This window comes from Vibrio sp. PNB23_22_6, assembly GCF_052877535.1.
On the sequence record NZ_JBNFXP010000014.1, the window covers coordinates 61,891 to 79,860 of the forward strand.

Sequence of the window (17,970 nt, forward strand, 5' to 3'; positions counted from 1 at the left end):
GTTGAAGTTGTTTGGTAATCATTGTTATAACTAGGCGTATATAAATCATGGAAGATACACAATGCCTATTCATTTTCAGCAACTTGCAGCAAAAGGGAGTGCCTCTGCGCTCTCGATCGAATCCTGGCTCATCGACACTGGACACTCTTGGGGCATATTCAGCTCAGAGGGAGACATCGGCTCTTTACTCGGTGATTTAATCTGTGGCGAAATCAAACCCGAATCTGGCATACTCGCTATCAAGGGTTTCCGTGTAGCACAGGTTTCGTTATCAGAGCAGCAACGCTTGCTCGAACAAGAAATTGAAAAAGATGACTCTGATTTTTTAGATAGAATTGACCAAGGTAGCAGCGTATACCAGCTCGTTTTTGATGTTTGTCAGGATGAGGCATTGGCTCTCCAACTGCTCGATGAACTTGACCTTGTGCACCTTAAGTCAAGTGGATTTCGCGTGCTATCGACAGGTGAAACACGACGATTAATGCTGGCAAGGGCACTCGCCACCAAACCCAACCTCGTGCTATTAGACAATCCCTTTGCTGGTTTAGATATCGCGCACCGTGCTTCATTGGCTACCTACCTAGAATCTCTGTCCAAATCAGTGCAGATGCTGATCACCTTCTCTCGAGAAACAGACATGCCTGTTTGGATAGATCGCATTGCGCTATTCAACAACGGCAAACTCGACAGCACGATGGACAAAGCAAGTTGGGATAAGCACCCAATTATTGCTCAAATTAAATCTCAGTCTGAAAAACAGAGTGAAGAGATGATAAGCCTGATCCGTCACCACCAGCACTCAACGCATTTTGATAACCCACTATTCAAACTGGAGAACGGCAAAGTCGAGTATATCGATAAAACCATTTTTACCGATCTCAACTGGCGTATCGACAAAGGCAAACACTGGCAAGTAAAAGGACCAAATGGCTGCGGAAAGAGTACCTTACTGGGTCTAATATTTGGTGATCACCCGCAGTGCTACAGCAACAACATTCACATTTTTGGTAAAAAGCGTGGCAGCGGTGAAAGCATTTGGGAGATAAAGCAGCACATCGGCATGGTCTCTTCTGCTTTGCATTTACAATATCGAGTAAATTGCACTGCGCTAGAAGTCATTCTTTCTGGTTTCTATGACTCAATCGGCTTGTACTCGAAACCGAGTAAGAAAGAGATCAATATAGCTAAAGAATGGCTAGCGATTTTACATATGACTCAATACGACAAAACGCCATTTAAACAATTGGAATATGGGCAACAACGCCTACTTTTAATCGCTCGTGCAATCGTCAAGCAACCTACCCTACTGATTCTGGATGAGCCATACCAAGGTTTAGATTACTTAGGCCGTATTTTAGTGAAAAATACACTGGAGTTGATCGCGAAAGAAAACCTGAGTCAGCTCCTCTATGTTTCTCACTATCAAGAAGATGCGTTATCTAGTATTCGTAACTTTTTAGAGTTTAAATATGACAAGGATACAGGGGCTTATAAAGGCTACATTACATCCCAATAAACTGAACATGGCTGACGCCAGATATCGAATCAAACAATGAGATCGCTTGATTCGTTTCTTGTTTTTCTCATTTTCAACCGTTTGCTACCTAGACTAACCGCACGATAACACCTCTGATTAAGCAAACGAGTGCGGTTCGTTTCTAGGGATTCGTTTTCATTTCCCACTTTCTCATTTTATGAGAATATCCTGATTTAATTATTTTCCTTTTCTCAGCAACTAAGAATTATAGTTGTTGCATACTCATTATCACGTTACAACACTCTCATGACGATAAACAAAGCCAACGCTAATCAGGTAAATGAAAAGGCGCTGCAGTTGCTAATGCAAGTTGCGGTTAGCTCATTCCCAGTCTCAGCAAAAACGCTCAGTGAACAACTGAACGTGCCTCTTAGTAGTCTTTATCGGCACTTAAAACTACTAAAAGAGTGGAACCTGATAGAGGAAAGCGTACACGATAAAACCTTTGTCGTCGGCCCGGCGGCTTTACTATTGATGCACAGCTACGAAACTGCGCAACATGGCCTAGATATGGTCGAAACCATTTTGGCTCGATTAGTTCAGCAGACCGGTGAAATGGCAGCCTATATGGTGCCATCAGGTTATCGTGCACTTTGTGTCAGACAAAAAGAGAGTATGCAGGCGCTTCGATGCAGCTATGTCCAAGGACAAAGTCAACCATTGCTTCGTGGTGCCTCATCTAAAGTGATGTTGGCTTTCATGCCTCAAAGCCGTTGTGAGAAAATTTTACGCCATTTTGGCCAAGATCATCGCCTCAGCGATTGGGAGCAGGAGCTCAACATCATAAGAAAAAACGGATACGCGGTTAGTACATCAGAAATCGACCCGGGGGTTTCAGGCATCAGCGCACCAGTCATGAAAGGAAGTAAATTGATTGGAGCGGTCTCAGTGATGGCCCCGGCTCACCGAGTCGAAAAAGACAAACAACGTATTATTTTACATGTGTTGCAGGCAGCAAGGGCGTTGCCACCAGAAAGGTAATTCATCATGTTGAGCTTTTTCAAACGCTACAAACTTCATCGAGAAAAAAAACAGATTCACCACTACCCTTTTTCATTTATGACGGTATGTGAACGCATAACACCGATGACTAATAACGCGTTTGAATTAGCGGACCAGAGCCTAGAAAATGCCAGTGACTGGCTATACCAACAGCATGATCAAAATTGCGCGGCTAACCTAGGCCACTTTTCCCATAAGCAGATCGAGCAAGGATACTTCCAAGAAGCGCTGAGTCTTTCACTCTCGCGCCATTCCATCCCTGTCATATTGTCCAACTGTACCGAAGCTATTCTCTCTATGCTACCGATTGTGGTATCTGACCAAGATGAGATTGGCATCATCAATATCGGGCATAAAATGAACCTTAAGCCAACGCTTGAGCCTTGCCTTGGTTCTGCTTATCACTTTGCCCTATCACGATATCAAAATGTTCGCCTGTTTTTCGCAGGCGTCAGTACACAACACACCAAGCAGTCAACGTTGGAATATGCAGAAGATCAAGGATGTGACTGGGTAACCGATCGTGAGTTTACTTTTCGTCACCGCAATCATTTAAAGCAGCAGATAGCCAACTACCTTGATCACTGTGACAGTGCAATCATTACCATCGATCTTGCCTCGTTACTGGTCAAAAGTAACCTAGATGGAGCCCCTGCTCTCGACTTGCAAATGATGCTTAGAACTATTCGTCTCTGCTTAGTATCCGGGAAGGTAAAAACGATTCAGCTCGTTGGAGATAGTGAGCACCTTGTGTACTCAAAGCAAACCAAGGCGATTTTGGAAGAGCTGTACCAAATGGCGTCGCTGATTGATCATGCCGCTTAACACTTTCTAAATTGAGCAAAAGTCGGCACACTCCGTGCCGACTCCAAAAACACATACTTTAGAACTACTTATAGCCAGATAAATAGACCATAAGTGCGACGCAGATCCATCAGAAACTATTGAACTAAGATCACACTTGAGCTCTAATGCTTTAAGATTATGACTTGAGAACTAAAATGAATAACAATCAAGTCGACAGCGTGGGCTGCAACACAATAATAAAAACCCTCGCCTTGTTCATATTTCACACGCTTGCCGCCATTAAGAACAATCAGAATTAGGATTCTTAATGAAGCTATTACACACTTTCATGGCATTGTCGCCAATCAAATTGATTCTGCACGGGAGCAAGTTCGTTTCCATCTTGATTTAAGCATCGCTGGGAACAATTTACCTTGGCTCAAATATAACTGGGATAAAAACAGCATTGAGGAAGATAACCCGCCGACCGTTGTCACGTTTGGCATTCACCGAGGCAATGACCGAATTATCTATCGAGGTGAACCGAACTTTATAGGTATGACCCGCTAAACTAGAGCCCCTGTAACCAACGCTGCAGAGATGGCATGGCTAGTCCACACTTTGTTGTCGGCTTACCAGATAAAGCGAATGCTTTTCACGGCAATCAATGACCGTCAGAAGTAGCGTTAGGAATACGCCTCTCATTTGTAAGAGGCGTAGATATTTTATGAAAACCGCCTCAGTCCCAATGTGACATAGATAGTGACTCAGCCTCTTCCACGAGTTGTACGCCATCCTCAGCTAAAAGATATCGATTGAGAACTAAATAGATTACGGCACTGCGAACCTTGTTCACATAATCCTCTTTGCTAGGGTAGCGCTGGGCAAGTTCTTCAGATGAAAATGGCTCAAACGTCCCTCCATTAGCAAAGAATATTCCGCCACCTCCCGCATAGGTGAAATCGATTCCTCCATACTTTCCTAGCGGCCCTCCCACACTAGTCAATAAACTCTGTTCGAAGGTCGTGGACATATGAGGTAAACGAATACCTCTGTCTGCGTTTCCATCACCATTTTCATCCGCTGTATAGATATCCCCACCGCTCCAACTCATCGCCGTAGCATCATTTCTTAAATCCAAAAATGACACTGGTGCAGCGTGCACAGGAGATGAGTGCATAAGTCGGCTCTTGGCTGGTGTCACCCCATGTTTAACCTGTAAATACAGGTTCCAAAATGACGCTCTGACAGCAGGAACGACAGAAATAGGGTTTTGCTTAAAATCAAGCCCTAAACCACCAAATAAAATATCAAATGGTAAAAAATTGGCGTCAATGTGAGCGAGACCAGCATAATCATAAATAGTAAGGGACTCGGAAGGCTGCCTTAATGCCCCGCGGCCTAAAGAGAGTTCAATCTCACTTTGAGTGTTAAATGCTACAGTCGGGACATGCTTCTTCGGTGGTTCCGTACAATCTCGGTAAAGCCAAGGAAAGTCGGCGTCTTGAAGTGATCGACAAATGCCTCCGGCAACGCCCAAAAACAGGCCATCAAAGATAGGATCCGACGGTTTGCCATTGAGCTCCATGGTTAACATATCCGCAAGTAATTTCCCAGTTTGAGACCAACCAAAGCCGATGGTCTGATGGATTTTACAAGCACGTATTGAGGGAAGGTGCTTGGTAAGTTTTCCTTTGCGAATCGCTTCAGAAAACGCTTGCAAGACGATATATCCATCTGTGCCTCGCTCCATATAACCGTTTGAAATATGGTCAATAACATTTTTATTCCACTGGATACCGAAATAAGTAAAACTCTGGCCAGTGCTTCTACCAGAGATTATGTCTTCCCCTAGGAACAATTGAGCAAAGTTAAGTGGTGTATAGCCAAGGGGAGTAATAGGGAATTCAAATAGTACGCTATTAACGACATCGATTATGGCCGTGTTATTACACTTTCCCCTAGGCACTAACGCTGTAATAGGAACCGTAAAGTAACCTTGAGAGCCATCGGGACGAACAAAGTCAGACGAAAAATCAGCACTAATTTGGAAATAAGGCTTATCGACCAAATTGGTCTCATTAATATCAATATTTGAAAATGGCGAATTTGCGTAAACTGAAAAAGTGAGTGCATAACACAGACACACTGCGTATTTCATGAGGGTTGATCGTTTCATAGCGGCACTCCTATACTGAGGACGCTCTTTGTTAATGACATAGTTATCACTAACAGTCTAGTTGAGTCATTGGTTGGCGCAATACGCTGACGGCCTACCCTGATGGCATCACTAAACTGCAACCTGAACGATTCACAACCAAAAAAAATGCCCCTCAACTTGAGGGGCATTGTAAATAAACTTTATTTAACGTCGCGACGTGCTTTAAGTCGTTTCACCATCGCTAAACGACGCTCTGCTGAGCCTTGGTCTGTCGCCGACTGGTTTGGATTATTGCGGCGGCCTTGGCGATTCTTAAACGCAGGTTTTGAATTCAACTTGTCAATGTATGACTCACGCTGTTTAGGCTCATAGCCTGCAAGCTCAATGCGACGAATACGCTGTTGGATCAGGTTTTCAACCTGAACTACCGTTAGCTCTTCTTCTCGGTTAACGAAAGAGACCGCATGACCTTGTTTGCCAGCACGACCAGTACGCCCAATGCGGTGAACGTAATCTTCCGCTAGGAATGGCATGTCGTAGTTTACTACGTGAGGTAAGCTTTCAATATCCAGACCACGAGCAGCAACATCTGTTGCCACCATCACGCGTACTTTGCCTGTTTTAAATTCTTCTAGCGCACGACGACGAGCACTTTGCGCGCGGTCACCATGGCACACTACTGCCTTGATTCCATCCAGCTTAAGCTCTTTTACTACGTCGTTCGCCGTTTCTTTGTAGTTCACAAAAACCAACACTTGTTGCCAGTTTTTACGCCCAATCAGTTCAGAAAGTAATTCGGTTTTACGCTCTTGATCCACTGGGTAAAGAACGTGTGCAACCGTGTGTGCAGTGGTGTTTGCACGCTCTACTTCGATACGCTTTGGCTTACGCAGAATATCTTTTGCCAAAAGGTTAAGTTGGCTAGAGGTTGTTGCAGAGAACATCATGATTTGTGGATCTGTATCCACATCTAGCATGATCTTACGAACAGCGTGGATGAAACCCATATCCAAAATACGGTCTGCTTCATCAAAAACTAGGAATTCTAGCTGAGCAACTGACACGTTACCCTGTTCAATGTGTTCTTCCAAACGTCCAGGTGTTGCTACCAAAATATCAACGCCATTTTCTAATGCGGTAACCTGAGAAGACATCTTACGACCACCAAAGATAGCCGCGACAGAGAGATTGGTGTATTGGGTGTACGCCTTAATATTGTCAGCGATTTGTTCCGCTAGTTCACGAGTTGGTGCCAAGATAAGTGCACGCGCGGTTTTGCGAGAAGCACTACGACCACTATCCAACAATTGTTGGATCATTGGTAAAGAAAAGGCTGCGGTTTTACCTGTACCTGTTTGTGCGGTAGCGAAGATATCATGGCCTTTGCGAGCCATTGGAATCGCCTTCTGTTGAATTGGCGTTAACTTCTCATAACCGCATTCTGCCAGTGCTTTAACCACTTCTGGCGCAAAACCTTGAGATGAAAATGACATTGAGCGTATTCCTTAAACAAACCACTTAAATAGCGTTAAAAATTTTAGCCGTGCACTATAACTGAATTTAAGTGATTTATCTCACTTTTTCATCTGTTAGCGCAAAAACTATTGGGACGACAAGAGAGCAACACCAAAGTCTCTCTATTAAGCGCTCTCCCCTCGTCATTCATCACGTTTAGAGAGCATGAGATGCCGGACTAAATCCCGAGCAGTGACTCGGGGCTTCGGCTATTTGATACCGCACAGCTTTAACAAGATACCTTCTAATTGTTCCCAAGGCATAAGTTGTGAGTCAATGACCTCTAATCGAGATTCAAAACCTTCAAGGCTAATCTGATTCACTGATACTACCCCATTGGCAACGTTGAATGCATAGCAGCCTTGGTCTGTATTAACCACCGCTTTGACACGTTCAGCAGTCAAATCAGAAAGCATTAAGAACAGTTGGTCAAAATCGAATTGGTACTCCGCACCAACCAACCAACCACAACTAAAGTAACCTTGGCCTTTATTTTCCTTTCGGATGAACGCTTTACCCGGCGGCAACTGGAACTGTGGTTCTTGCTCTGCATGTTCATGATGATGGGATTCAATATGCGAAGACGCACTACCGTGCACACGTTCAATATCCAACACTTCTATTGGCAAGTCACCATCGTGAATCAATTTGCTGAACACTTTTGCCGGAGATTGTTCGATGATCCAATCGTTAAACACGTCAATATCATGACTAGAACACAAGTCAACTTTACTGCCGATCACCACATCGGAACTGTCTAGCTGATCAACAAAATTTTGGTTTGATAAGTACTTTTCATTACTCAAGTTGCGTGGGTCCACCAGCGCGATCGTAGCTTTTAGATCAACATAAGGAAGGTATTGTTCTGAAGTCAGTGTTGCAACCACCTGTTTTGGGTGACCTAAACCTGTTGGTTCAATAAGCAGGCGATCTGGTTTTTGACGTAGCAATGCAGTAATACCAACTGACATCGGCACACCTGCAGTGCAACACATACAGCCTCCTGGCACTTCTTTGATCAACGCACCTTGGTCTGTCATCAAGGCACCATCAATACCGATTTCACCAAACTCGTTGACCAATACCGCCCAATTTTCATTCTCTGGTTTATTTTTCAGTAAATTGAGAATAGTGGTCGTTTTACCAACGCCTAGAAATCCCGTCAGTATGTTGGTAGGAACTCGATTTGACATGCTTTTCTCCGACACGCTTGCGCATTAATACTCTGCGGAAGTATACGGAGAATGTCGTTTGCTTCAACGCTTTTTCTTACCAGGATCTAAGCCTTTTCGTAGAGCACTTGCTTTCGTTTGTTGATATTGCTCATAGTAACCCAATGCATCCACACTTTTCACACCAGACAAACACACACTGGTGTGAATCACACAGGTAAAAAACGCCACGATGGCAATGAGAATAGGAAACAGCCCAAGCGTATCTTCATATTTCAGGCTAGCAATAGCCAAAGCAAAAACACCGAGCTCTCACTCGGTGTAATCTTATGTTATGGCAAGCAATGATTAGCAAATTTGCCCTGCCATGATGGCAAGGTCTTTTTCATTCTCTAACGTAGCCTGAGCAACCAAACGCAAACCTTCAACAATCACATCTAAAGACATAGTTGGCTGATTTCCCGTCGTATCTTGTTCGGGCAACAATGGGATATGCACAAAGCCATGGCCAATATTTTTATCACGTAAGTAATGCTGAATGCCGTAAAAAACGTGGTTACAAACAAACGTACCTGCTGTGTTTGATACCTGACACGGGATCCCTTGCTCTTGCAACGTTCGCGTGATTGCTTTTATTGGCAACGTCGAGAAATAAGCATCAGGTCCATCCATGACGACGGGTTCATCAATGGGTTGGTTTCCGCCGTTATCCGGAATTCGGAAATCATCCACGTTGATTGCAACACGCTCAGGTGTGATGCCAGCACGACCTGCGGCTTGGCCGATGGTAATCACATAGTCTGGTTGGTGTATCTCAATTGCAGTAATGATGGTATCTAAAGATTCATAACGTGTTACCGGGACTTCACACACAACGATCTCGCCACCATCAATCTTTGCGTTCGCCAGTTTATTCACTGCTTCTAGTGCAGGGTTAATTGACTCACCACCAAAAGGCTCAAAACCCGTAATTAGTATTTTTTTCATCATTATTCTCAAAACGCAAAGGGGGATATAACAAAAACCTTAAAGGTCACAATTGCCTTATTTGGCACAGCCATAAACCGCATCATACCAATACAATACGCAATAACGTTAACCAATTGCATGTGTTCTGAGAGCATCATCTTTACGATGGTGCACAAAGTACATAAATCATTTAGCGTTATTTATCCGCAAGATTATGCCCAAGTAACATCGAGATACTTGCCCTAAAAGAGTGAGTTGAGTATAAAATTGTTTGCGTGATAAGGTTATTGAGGGAGAGGTATTGGTTTATCTTAATAACTTCGTTAGAGTACGCGACCATTATGTATCTACAATCCGAAGAGATGGAATACAATGAACATTGATAACCACATTATCGAAACCCTAGAAGAGCTAGAAGCGTTTCTTCATTTGATAGAGAGCGGCGCACTAGGCCTTGACGGCGTAACTGGCGTTGCTCTTGCTACCAGCAATACCGATGGCCGACCATTTGTTGCGGTACTAGGCGACAAACATCAACTTCTACTTGGTCGCTGGGTTTCCCAACACGTTTACGACAACGGTAAAGATATCATTCGTAACGGTGTGAACAAAAAACATTAATCAATCCAACCACCAAGCTCAATCATCTATTTGAGCTTGGTGGTTATACCCTACCTTTACAACAGTAAATCCATTCCAAACAGCCTATTAATCGGCTTTAGAATCACATTTTTCCAGTTCCGCGTTAAAACGTTGGATAAACGTTCCTGTATCCTCGTACTTAGTAAACACCATAAAACCGTCACCCTGATTAACGAAAAACTCCAAGACGTCCCCCTCAATATTAAGTGTGAGATCACTATTGAATGAGGCATCAAGCATCACGCCATACAACACCGTCGATGGTGTCATATTAAGATAATTCGCCTTTTTCTCTGGATTTAAAGCGTTCTCGTATGCCAATTGTAGTGCTTGTGCGTTTACGTTATCGCCTAGATAGAGCACTCGCCATCCATTATCACGTTTCAGTACAAACGACGGCTGACCAAACTGAGTCTCTATTGCGGACAGTACCGCTGAATTACTCTCAGCAGTTAACTTAACTAAGCCTGAAAAATCCATGACAGACTTACCTTTGTAGAGACGAAAACCTGCGCGAGTTATCCCATCCTTTATGTCTTGCAAAGGTTGACTGTTATACGTCGTAATGCCATAGATAGGAAAAGGGTCGAGATCATCAGGAAACTTGTTGAAATCCGCAAGAGACGTAATTTTTACCAACGGTTGAGAGCACGTGACAATACTGTCAGTCTGGAATATACCCGCAGGACCAATGAAGCCATCATCATAACCTCTATCAAATTCAAACTTCCCCTGATTCATTGAGGTGACTACGCCTTTATCATTTTTTTCTACGACAAAAGCATCGACTTTGAACTTAAGGTTATTTATTGATGCCGCCTCAACAGTGTTACCAGTCAGTTTTATCTCTTCTGCTAATACTTTGCATGAGATCAAACTGGACATAACACCAATAATAAACATGACTCGATTCATCGTTACTGTCCTTAATTCGACTAATTGTATAAAAATGCCTTGCGCCCCATGCGAGCAGGCATGTTTTATGCGTGGATTTCCTAATTATAGTGGTAAACTAAAATTGACCACAGTTTTAGAATTTTCCCAATATAATCGTTCTGATTCATTGGCAGTTAGACCACCGTTATACTTATGTAGCCTGAGTTGGCTGTAATATCCAATAATGTATCTTGTTGAGCCTCAACGAAACTACGACAACCCACTGTTGGCACCCATCCTGTTTTCAGACTTCTAAAGAAACGATCCATCGGTGCATTATCATTACCCCAACAATTTTCTCTGCGAGATAAACTCTGTTTTATTTGAAACGCCACAGTAATTGACGGTTTTTACGGTTGGTATAGTGACTGTATTGATCGCTATGGAACATGACGCCTTTAGGCTTACCACAAGCCTCATACGCCATCAAAAGGGCTTTGCTTGTTAGTCGAGTATCAGGTGATAAAGGCATTGACCAACCAATTTTCGGGCAAAAAGGTCGATAACAACTGCTAAATACATCCAACGATTTCCCGTCCAAATATACGTCACATCAGCCACCCTGCTCTCATTCGGTGCTGTAACCGAAATCGGTCGACCGGTAGTGGGTTGGAAAACTTGAACACTTAGCTAAAGTGCTAGCATGAGGAAATATAAGTCAAATTCAAAGAATTTAGAAAACATGTTCAACCCCTCACTTTGGGGGAAAGGTCAGGTATTGTGAGTTGAACATTGTCATTTCACAGTGAATTAGTTTGGCTAGACTTCCCCTTTGCCTACTAAAAGCACAATCGAACTGGCTGCTATTGTCAAACTGCCTATTTTAAACCAAAATAACACTGTATATATAAACAGTGCCATTTATGAACGTTATTCCTATTTCTGCCAGTGCCGGTATCACCGGTTTCGAATCTCCTGCTGCTGAGTACCGCCAGCTATCTCTCGATCTCGATGAGTTATTGATCGAGCATCCAAGTGCGACTTTTCTAGGGCGTGCCAGTGGTGACTCGATGCAAGGCGTCGGTATTTTTGATGGTGATATCTTGATCGTGGATCGCCATGTAGCACTCAATAATATGGATGTCATCGTGGCGAACTTAAACGGTGAGTTTGTCTGCAAACTGCTTGATATAAAGCATCGCCAGTTACTTTCAGCTAATCCGGTTCATGCGCCGGTTCTGGTGCAAGATTGCGATACCTTTTCGGTTGAGGGTGTGGTGATTCGTTCTATTCGTTGCCACCGAGCAAGCCACTTATTAAGGCAAGAGTGATGTTCGCCCTAGTCGATGCCAATGCGTTCTATTGCAGTGCAGAGCAAGTCTTTCGACCTGAATGGCGTGGTAAGCCGTTAATCGTGCTATCTAATAATGATGGCTGTATCGTGGCGGCTAACCGTCAGGCAAAAGAGGCCGGTGTCGAGAAGTTCAAACCCTACTTTCAAATGAAATCTCTCTGCGAGCAGCGTGGTGTGGTGGCGTTGTCTTCTAATTATGAGCTTTATGCAGATCTCTCTTCAAAAATGATGGAGGTCATTGGGCGCTTTGCACCAGAGCAACATGTCTACTCAATTGATGAATCCTTTTTATCATTTCATCGCTGTGCTCCTGCGATCTCTTGTTTACGTGAACACGGGAAGTTATTGCGTAAAGCGGTTTGGCGAGAATGTCGATTACCTGTTTGTGTCGGTATGGGGCCAACGTTGACGCTGGCTAAAATCGCTAACCATGCCGCTAAAAAGATTGCCGGTTATGGTGGCGTATGTGTACTGGACAGCAAAGCCGAACGAGAAAAGGTGTTAGCGCAGCTCTCTGTTAATGATGTTTGGGGGATTGGTAAAAAGCTTACGCTGCATTTAAAGCACCTTGGTATAACAACGGCATTGCAGTTGGCCAACTACCCTGCCCCTTTAGCGCGAAAGGTGTTTAATGTGGAGTTAGAGCGTACGGTGCGTGAGCTAAATGGCCAAGTATGCAAACAATGGGATGAAGCAAGAGCAGATAAAAAGCAGATTTTCTCCACGCGCAGTTTTGGTGAGCGGATCATTGATGAAATCGCGTTACGTGAAGCGCTGTGTCAGCATGCCGGAATTGCGTCACGCAAGGCAAGGCAACAAGGTTCTCTGTGTAAGGTGTTGGTCTGTTTTGCTTCTAGTTCACCGTTTGATGATGTTCCCTACAGTAAACGCATGATCCATCGTTTCCCCTACCCAACTGCAGATGTGACGCAAATTTCTAAGGTCGTATCGGAGTTCGCTAACCAGTTATTCTCTGAGGGTGTGCGTTTTTATAAAGTGGGCGTTGGGTTGTTGGATTTGCTTGATGGGCGCCAAGAGCAAGCAGACCTGTTTAACCCTACCCCAAACAATGCACCACTGATGTCGATATTTGATGGCTTAAATCAGCGTTATGGGCAGAACACGGTGTTTTTAGGCGCCCAAGGGATTGAGCAGAAATGGCAAATGCGGCGTCAGTTTTTAACGCCGCAGTACACTACGCGCTGGGCGGATTTGCCCAAGGTTCAGTGTTGAGGTATTTCAGAAAACTCTTTGACAGAACCACTTCGGGAACTTTGCTAATTTAGCACCACATCAAATAGCTCAAGTATGGAAAATTCTTAATTGGTGTGTCCAACACTAGTGGTGCGGATCAGAAGCGCCCCCGTAAAGGTTCTGGACATAAACGTTTTATAGATTTTACTAAATTAGTGCTTAACGGATTACCAGAGGTATAGCAAAGCCTCTAATGAGCAGGTCGAAATCAATCATCCACTACATTTGTTATGTTTGAAAATTTGAAACCAACAGCAAAAGCGAACCATGACTTTTTATTGTTATACCATTTCTCACTTTCACTCACGACATCTGCTCCTCCAACAAAACCAAACTCAAAGTCTCTCTTCACAGTCCCAAGAAGAGCTATTTCAGAGGAAAAGTCAGCAAAGTTAGAAGATAGCCCACCTATATCGCTCTAGTTGGTCTATCTTTTGTTAGTGGAATGCTTCCTAACAAAACACAAGGAGATGCCAACAATGATTACCCCTCCGAACACCAACCATACCTATCCGCGATCTTTTAGCCATATTGGCATTTCCGTTCCTGATTTAGATGCGGCAGTAAAATTTTATACTGAGGTTCTAGGCTGGTATCTGATCATGAAACCCACCGAGATTCTTGAAGATGACTCGGCGATAGGTGAAATGTGTACCGATGTATTTGGTGCAGGATGGGAACGGTTTAGAATTGCTCACTTGTCTACTGGTGACCGGGTGGGTGTGGAGATCTTCGAATTTAAAGATCAAGAAAGCCCAGAAGATAACTTTGAGTATTGGAAAACTGGTATCTTTCATTTTTGTGTGCAAGACCCTGATGTAGAGGGACTCGCAGAAAAGATTGTCGCGGCCGGCGGCAAAAAGCGTATGAAAGCACCCCGCTATTATTATCCAGGAGAAAAGCCATATCGCATGATCTATATGGAAGATCCCTTTGGCAACATTCTCGAAATCTATAGCCACAGTTATGAGTTGCACTATTCTGCGGGCGCATATTAGAAGAGCGCCCATCCACTAAACGAAACAGTCACACTAGACAAAGTCGCTTAGGCGGCTTTGTTTGTGTATGCAGCTAAGCGAAAACATTGCCGATATGCTCGTACAGCCCACTTAGCAATTCAAGCATCTGTGCAAATTCTGCATAACTGATAGCCAAGTGTGGTTGTTAATCCGCCCCCGTTAAATTAGTAAAATTCATGGATTCTTTTTATGTTTATTTAAGCGATTACTATGAATCCAGTTAGAGAATTTTTTCAGGTTTTAACCGTTATTTTTCCGTTGACGCTAATCGTGTAGTGGCACAGTGAATTTGGTCACATAGTTGGATTAGGAAAAGTAAGTCAGATGAAGCTTTGGTGGTGGATGTGCTGAATCAGTCGAAACAAGGAATGGGGCAAAACCTTCTTAGAGTAATCACTTAAATTGGAAAAGTACGGATAACTTTTGGTATCGGAAAATCGCTTAGTGTAAGAGTCCAGTTTGGCTGGAGCAGATCATTGTTGAGCGCAGTCTCTCCCCTGTCACGGATTTGGATTCTTATCTGTTTTAAATGGAGCGTAAGACTTGAGTACGGTTATATGTTGAATGCCAATTTAAGAGAGTCATGGGCGATGTTGAAACGTGACCAAATTGAAGGTGACACTGCCTTTGAGCTATTTTACGTTCTAGCAGAATAATTGTGTGAGAAGGATGGCCCTGTTACGTCTTTAGCAAAATTTGCTACAGAACCCACAGAATCATTTACAGGGACTAGTAAAGACGAGGCGCTTCGTTTAGACAGCGCCTCTTTGCGATGGTTTAGTTGTGAGATATCATTTCGTTGAAGTATTCAACTTGCTCTTGCATAGAAAGGCTTTCAGTGTTTGAGCCTAGCGTCCAAATAAAGAAACCGCCGTATCCTTGAGCTTTCTGCCATTTTGCTCGTTCAATATTATTTGCACGGGTTTCAACAAAACGGCCATCTGGCCCCCATTGGCTATTGATTGTTGCACCAAGCACGATTTTTGATGGGTCACCAACGTGTTTGGCATAGTTTGCCATAGCTACATCGTACTTGAAGTTTTTACCCGCGTCGTATGCCATTACGTTGAAGAAATCAACGCTATCTTTCGTATTTTGAAGTAGTGATATAACTTCACCATGGTGGCTAGAACGATCTGTCTCGATGAATGAACAGTTTTTTATAACGCTTGGATTTGCGCACTCAACAGGGTCGGCACCTACATGGTAAGTTGTCAAAGAGACAAGCTTACTCTTACCGACTTTGGCACGAATCAAATCAATCAACGCTTCTAAGTTACGGTTCTCTTGTTCTGTAAGGCGTGCGGCTTTTTCGTAGTCGAAATCGATGCCATCAATACTTACATAGCCAGCAAGTTGATACTTGCTGTAATCACACTCACCAGACCAGTTCGTCGCAAGACATTCTCCAACCATCTCTTCTGGTTTAAGGTTTTTCTTATACACTGGATAAGGCTTGTTCATCATTTTAACAAGCCCATTGGCAATCGACTCGCGTGCAGCTGGAGAGTCCATATAAGCCCACATACTTTCATGCGTTTGACCACCAAATGCAACCATCATGGATTTATTGGGGTGGCTATGCTTTAGTTCTGTCCATGACTGGTAGCCTGGAGCCATCCAAGAGTCGTTGTAACTTGGTTCAATCATTCCATCCGTTACTTGGATATTACCGTTCGAGTCCCATTTACCAAAAGACAAGAAGTATGCATCACCTTGAGAGTTTTGCAGTTCTTCAATATTTGTCAGTCCCCACGACGTCAAATAAGTAATTGAGCGGTCTGGATTATCACGTAAACCTGTTTCTGGTTTCGCTTCCTGTACTTCAATCGTCGACACTGGGCTTGCTAGAGTGTCACCTTCAGTATTGATGGCAATAGCCTCAATGGTGTGGATACCTTCTTGTGCACCTACCCACTCATATTCGTATGGTGTTTTATTCAGTGTGACTAGCTCCGTTCCATTTACTTTGAAAGTCACTGACTGAATCGCTCCAATGAAGCTTTCTGCGTCAGCGGCAAGTTTAATGCTACGTCCCTGCGTGAATTTTGAACCATCAACTGGAGAAGTCAGTCCAACCACAAGATCTTGGTCGGTAATCGCTAATGTAATTGGTGCAGTTGCCGCTGATGCACCTTTGTCATCATAAGCTGCTGTTACTAATTCATAAGCACCTTCAGCCTGACCTGGAACTGTCAGTTTATATTGATTGCCTGATGTTGGTTGCGTAGCTGTTGCGACAACCTTACCGTTAAGCAGAGCTTCTACTTTTACGACTTCGCCATCTTCATCAACCGCATTGATAATGACATCAAAAGATTTATTCGGAGATAGGCGATTACCGTTGGAAGGCGTTTCTAAACCAATTTCAGGTAACGCGTTTGGATCACATTGCCCCTCTGATTGCCAAGCATCTTTCCAAGCATCAGGGTAGCTAGGATGTCCAGTTCCTGGAGCCCATACTGGGTTACCACACCAGCCAAATACCGTGCACGAGAAGACTTCGCCAACATTTGAAACGCGATCGCCAACTTGGTAACTGATTCCGTCTTGGTATGGTGAGACATCACCACAACTGCTGCTCGATTCCGTAACCGTAATTTGTACACTTGTCGTGTTCGTCAGCTTCTGGTCATCGGTGGCGATGGCGTTTAGTGTCACGGAGCCTGCTTGAGACGGTTGCCAATCACAAGCAAAATGCTCAGCTTGCTTAGCGTCAAATTCACAAATTTGAACGTTGTTAGCTTCGATAACAACAGAGGTTAGGTCATCATCAATATCGAACGCATCAACAGAGATAGATACTGTTTCTGTTTTATTAAAAGTAGCGCCATTTTCTGGTGTAATGAAACGAACTTCTGGTGCTGAGAAATCGTGATCAGATTCCACTTCAACCGTGACAGATTGCTGTTTGAGTTGTTGGTTTTTCTCATCAAACACAAGCACGTTGATGGTTGCAAAACCGAGTTCATTTGGTGTCCAAGATTGCGAGTAATCTGTTTTATCTTGCTCGACATTTTGCTCGGCAATTTTACTGCCATCGACCCAAAATTCGATTTTTGACGCGCTTTCACCAGCAACAGAAATCGTAATATCGGTTGCTTCATTGGATACCAATTTTTGTCCATCAATAGGAGAAAGAATTGATAAGTCTAATTCTGGCTCTGGTGTTGGCGGTTGTCCACCACCTGAGCCATTGAATTTAATCGAGTTTTCAAACGATTGGAAATCTGGAAGTTGGCTATTTAGTCCAAAGGAGAAACTGAAAGATCCATCACGAGGAAGAGTATTTTTAACCCATGCACCGTCATCAAAATTATAGGTGATAGTGTGATAAACACCTTCAGATGTGAATTCATGTTCAATCGTCCAGCTCGGATATGAGAGCGCGGAAGATACAAAACTAACATCGTTGATAGCATTAGGAAGTAGAAACTCAACGGTAGACTCTTTCATATCAATAGCTTGATTTGAAGTATTTTGAATTTCAACGCTATAAGTGCTCCACCACTGACTTTCATTTGCTGAAGTGTCAATATTTACATTTTCAGCAGCAATAGCTGAGGCCATAGGGCTTAAAGTAAACCCAGCAACAAGGAGCATTGCTGCGCCTAATGTTTTATTCATGGAATATCCTTTTTTATTGGTATTGTTGGTATTTCTTTTGGTTAGTATTAAACACT

At 43.4% G+C, this 17,970-nt stretch carries 14 protein-coding genes and 2 pseudogenes; 8 read left to right on the forward strand and 8 right to left on the reverse strand.

Annotation, left to right across the window (positions count from 1 at the left end; genetic code table 11):
- The first annotated feature begins 61 nt into the window (after nucleotides 1-61).
- The 4 genes and pseudogenes from ACVA54_RS12415 to ACVA54_RS12430 form a co-directional block, all read left to right on the forward strand.
- The gene (locus tag ACVA54_RS12415) at nucleotides 62-1,516 is read left to right on the forward strand and encodes an ATP-binding cassette domain-containing protein (protein ID WP_446649652.1); all 1,455 of its coding nucleotides are present in this window, start codon (nucleotides 62-64) and stop codon (nucleotides 1,514-1,516) included.
- Nucleotides 1,517-1,783: 267 nt separating this feature from the next.
- A complete protein-coding gene (locus tag ACVA54_RS12420; protein ID WP_099080684.1) occupies nucleotides 1,784-2,518 on the forward strand; it encodes an IclR family transcriptional regulator in 735 nt (244 codons plus the stop codon).
- A 6-nt stretch (nucleotides 2,519-2,524) separates the two neighbouring features.
- Entirely contained in the window at nucleotides 2,525-3,364 is an 840-nt protein-coding gene (locus ACVA54_RS12425) for an arginase (RefSeq protein WP_446643054.1), read from the forward strand.
- A gap of 309 nt (nucleotides 3,365-3,673) precedes the next feature.
- Nucleotides 3,674-3,895 (forward strand): annotated as a pseudogene (locus tag ACVA54_RS12430) (DUF6701 domain-containing protein); the annotation flags it as partial.
- A 169-nt stretch (nucleotides 3,896-4,064) separates the two neighbouring features.
- Here the strand turns inward: ACVA54_RS12430 and ACVA54_RS12435 are convergent.
- The 5 genes from ACVA54_RS12435 to pcp form a co-directional block, all read right to left on the reverse strand.
- Nucleotides 4,065-5,504 carry an alpha/beta hydrolase domain-containing protein gene (locus ACVA54_RS12435; protein WP_446643055.1) on the reverse strand — a complete coding sequence of 480 codons (1,440 nt, stop codon included), beginning with the start codon at nucleotides 5,502-5,504 and terminating at the stop codon, nucleotides 4,065-4,067.
- Nucleotides 5,505-5,686: 182 nt separating this feature from the next.
- Nucleotides 5,687-6,979 carry a DEAD/DEAH box helicase gene (locus ACVA54_RS12440; RefSeq protein ID WP_099080680.1) on the reverse strand — a complete coding sequence of 431 codons (1,293 nt, stop codon included), beginning with the start codon at nucleotides 6,977-6,979 and terminating at the stop codon, nucleotides 5,687-5,689.
- A 231-nt stretch (nucleotides 6,980-7,210) separates the two neighbouring features.
- Nucleotides 7,211-8,194, reverse strand: a complete 984-nt coding sequence (locus ACVA54_RS12445; RefSeq protein WP_446609180.1) for a CobW family GTP-binding protein — start codon at nucleotides 8,192-8,194, stop codon at nucleotides 7,211-7,213.
- A gap of 63 nt (nucleotides 8,195-8,257) precedes the next feature.
- A complete protein-coding gene (locus ACVA54_RS12450) occupies nucleotides 8,258-8,467 on the reverse strand; it encodes a hypothetical protein (RefSeq protein WP_099080678.1) in 210 nt (69 codons plus the stop codon).
- Between the two features lie 54 nt (nucleotides 8,468-8,521).
- Nucleotides 8,522-9,160: a pyroglutamyl-peptidase I gene (pcp, locus tag ACVA54_RS12455; RefSeq protein ID WP_119463959.1), complete on the reverse strand. Its 639-nt coding sequence runs from the start codon at nucleotides 9,158-9,160 to the stop codon at nucleotides 8,522-8,524.
- 354 nt (nucleotides 9,161-9,514) lie between these two features.
- Here pcp and ACVA54_RS12460 point away from each other — a divergent pair, with 354 nt between their 5' ends.
- Nucleotides 9,515-9,763: a hypothetical protein gene (locus ACVA54_RS12460; protein ID WP_099080676.1), complete on the forward strand. Its 249-nt coding sequence runs from the start codon at nucleotides 9,515-9,517 to the stop codon at nucleotides 9,761-9,763.
- 87 nt (nucleotides 9,764-9,850) lie between these two features.
- Here ACVA54_RS12460 and ACVA54_RS12465 read toward each other — a convergent pair whose 3' ends face one another.
- Together ACVA54_RS12465 and ACVA54_RS12470 are read right to left on the reverse strand one after the other, a co-directional pair.
- Complete coding sequence (locus ACVA54_RS12465) at nucleotides 9,851-10,699, reverse strand: hypothetical protein (protein WP_119463961.1); 849 nt, start codon at nucleotides 10,697-10,699, stop codon at nucleotides 9,851-9,853.
- A gap of 84 nt (nucleotides 10,700-10,783) precedes the next feature.
- A pseudogene (locus ACVA54_RS12470) lies at nucleotides 10,784-11,317 on the reverse strand (DDE-type integrase/transposase/recombinase); the annotation flags it as partial.
- 266 nt (nucleotides 11,318-11,583) lie between these two features.
- Between ACVA54_RS12470 and ACVA54_RS12475 the strand changes: the two are divergent.
- The 3 genes from ACVA54_RS12475 to ACVA54_RS12485 all read left to right on the forward strand — a co-directional run bounded on the left by ACVA54_RS12475 (nucleotide 11,584) and on the right by ACVA54_RS12485 (nucleotide 14,266).
- On the forward strand, nucleotides 11,584-11,991 hold the full coding sequence (locus ACVA54_RS12475) for a LexA family protein (RefSeq protein WP_119463962.1): 408 nt from the start codon (nucleotides 11,584-11,586) through the stop codon (nucleotides 11,989-11,991).
- On the forward strand, nucleotides 11,991-13,247 hold the full coding sequence (locus tag ACVA54_RS12480) for a Y-family DNA polymerase (protein WP_446649653.1): 1,257 nt from the start codon (nucleotides 11,991-11,993) through the stop codon (nucleotides 13,245-13,247). Before ACVA54_RS12475 ends, ACVA54_RS12480 begins: the two co-directional genes overlap by 1 nt.
- Nucleotides 13,248-13,747: 500 nt before the next feature.
- The gene (locus ACVA54_RS12485; RefSeq protein ID WP_446581889.1) at nucleotides 13,748-14,266 is read left to right on the forward strand and encodes a lactoylglutathione lyase family protein; all 519 of its coding nucleotides are present in this window, start codon (nucleotides 13,748-13,750) and stop codon (nucleotides 14,264-14,266) included.
- Nucleotides 14,267-15,064: 798 nt separating this feature from the next.
- Here the strand turns inward: ACVA54_RS12485 and ACVA54_RS12490 are convergent.
- A complete protein-coding gene (locus ACVA54_RS12490) occupies nucleotides 15,065-17,914 on the reverse strand; it encodes an Ig-like domain-containing protein (RefSeq protein WP_446649654.1) in 2,850 nt (949 codons plus the stop codon).
- Nucleotides 17,915-17,970 lie beyond the last annotated feature (56 nt).

What these genes read in the sequence shown, in the direction of transcription:
- ACVA54_RS12465 (WP_119463961.1), bottom strand. Translation starts at nt 10,699, where the DNA reads ATGAATCGAGTCATGTTTATTATTGGTGTTATGTCCAGTTTGATCTCA.
- ACVA54_RS12485 (WP_446581889.1), top strand. Translation starts at nt 13,748, where the DNA reads ATGATTACCCCTCCGAACACCAACCATACCTATCCGCGATCTTTTAGC.
- ACVA54_RS12435 (WP_446643055.1), bottom strand. Translation starts at nt 5,504, where the DNA reads ATGAAACGATCAACCCTCATGAAATACGCAGTGTGTCTGTGTTATGCA.
- ACVA54_RS12420 (WP_099080684.1), top strand. Translation starts at nt 1,784, where the DNA reads ATGACGATAAACAAAGCCAACGCTAATCAGGTAAATGAAAAGGCGCTG.
- ACVA54_RS12415 (WP_446649652.1), top strand. Translation starts at nt 62, where the DNA reads ATGCCTATTCATTTTCAGCAACTTGCAGCAAAAGGGAGTGCCTCTGCG.
- ACVA54_RS12480 (WP_446649653.1), top strand. Translation starts at nt 11,991, where the DNA reads ATGTTCGCCCTAGTCGATGCCAATGCGTTCTATTGCAGTGCAGAGCAA.
- ACVA54_RS12425 (WP_446643054.1), top strand. Translation starts at nt 2,525, where the DNA reads ATGTTGAGCTTTTTCAAACGCTACAAACTTCATCGAGAAAAAAAACAG.
- ACVA54_RS12460 (WP_099080676.1), top strand. Translation starts at nt 9,515, where the DNA reads ATGAACATTGATAACCACATTATCGAAACCCTAGAAGAGCTAGAAGCG.
- ACVA54_RS12490 (WP_446649654.1), bottom strand. Translation starts at nt 17,914, where the DNA reads ATGAATAAAACATTAGGCGCAGCAATGCTCCTTGTTGCTGGGTTTACT.
- ACVA54_RS12445 (WP_446609180.1), bottom strand. Translation starts at nt 8,194, where the DNA reads ATGTCAAATCGAGTTCCTACCAACATACTGACGGGATTTCTAGGCGTT.
- ACVA54_RS12475 (WP_119463962.1), top strand. Translation starts at nt 11,584, where the DNA reads ATGAACGTTATTCCTATTTCTGCCAGTGCCGGTATCACCGGTTTCGAA.
- ACVA54_RS12440 (WP_099080680.1), bottom strand. Translation starts at nt 6,979, where the DNA reads ATGTCATTTTCATCTCAAGGTTTTGCGCCAGAAGTGGTTAAAGCACTG.
- pcp (WP_119463959.1), bottom strand. Translation starts at nt 9,160, where the DNA reads ATGAAAAAAATACTAATTACGGGTTTTGAGCCTTTTGGTGGTGAGTCA.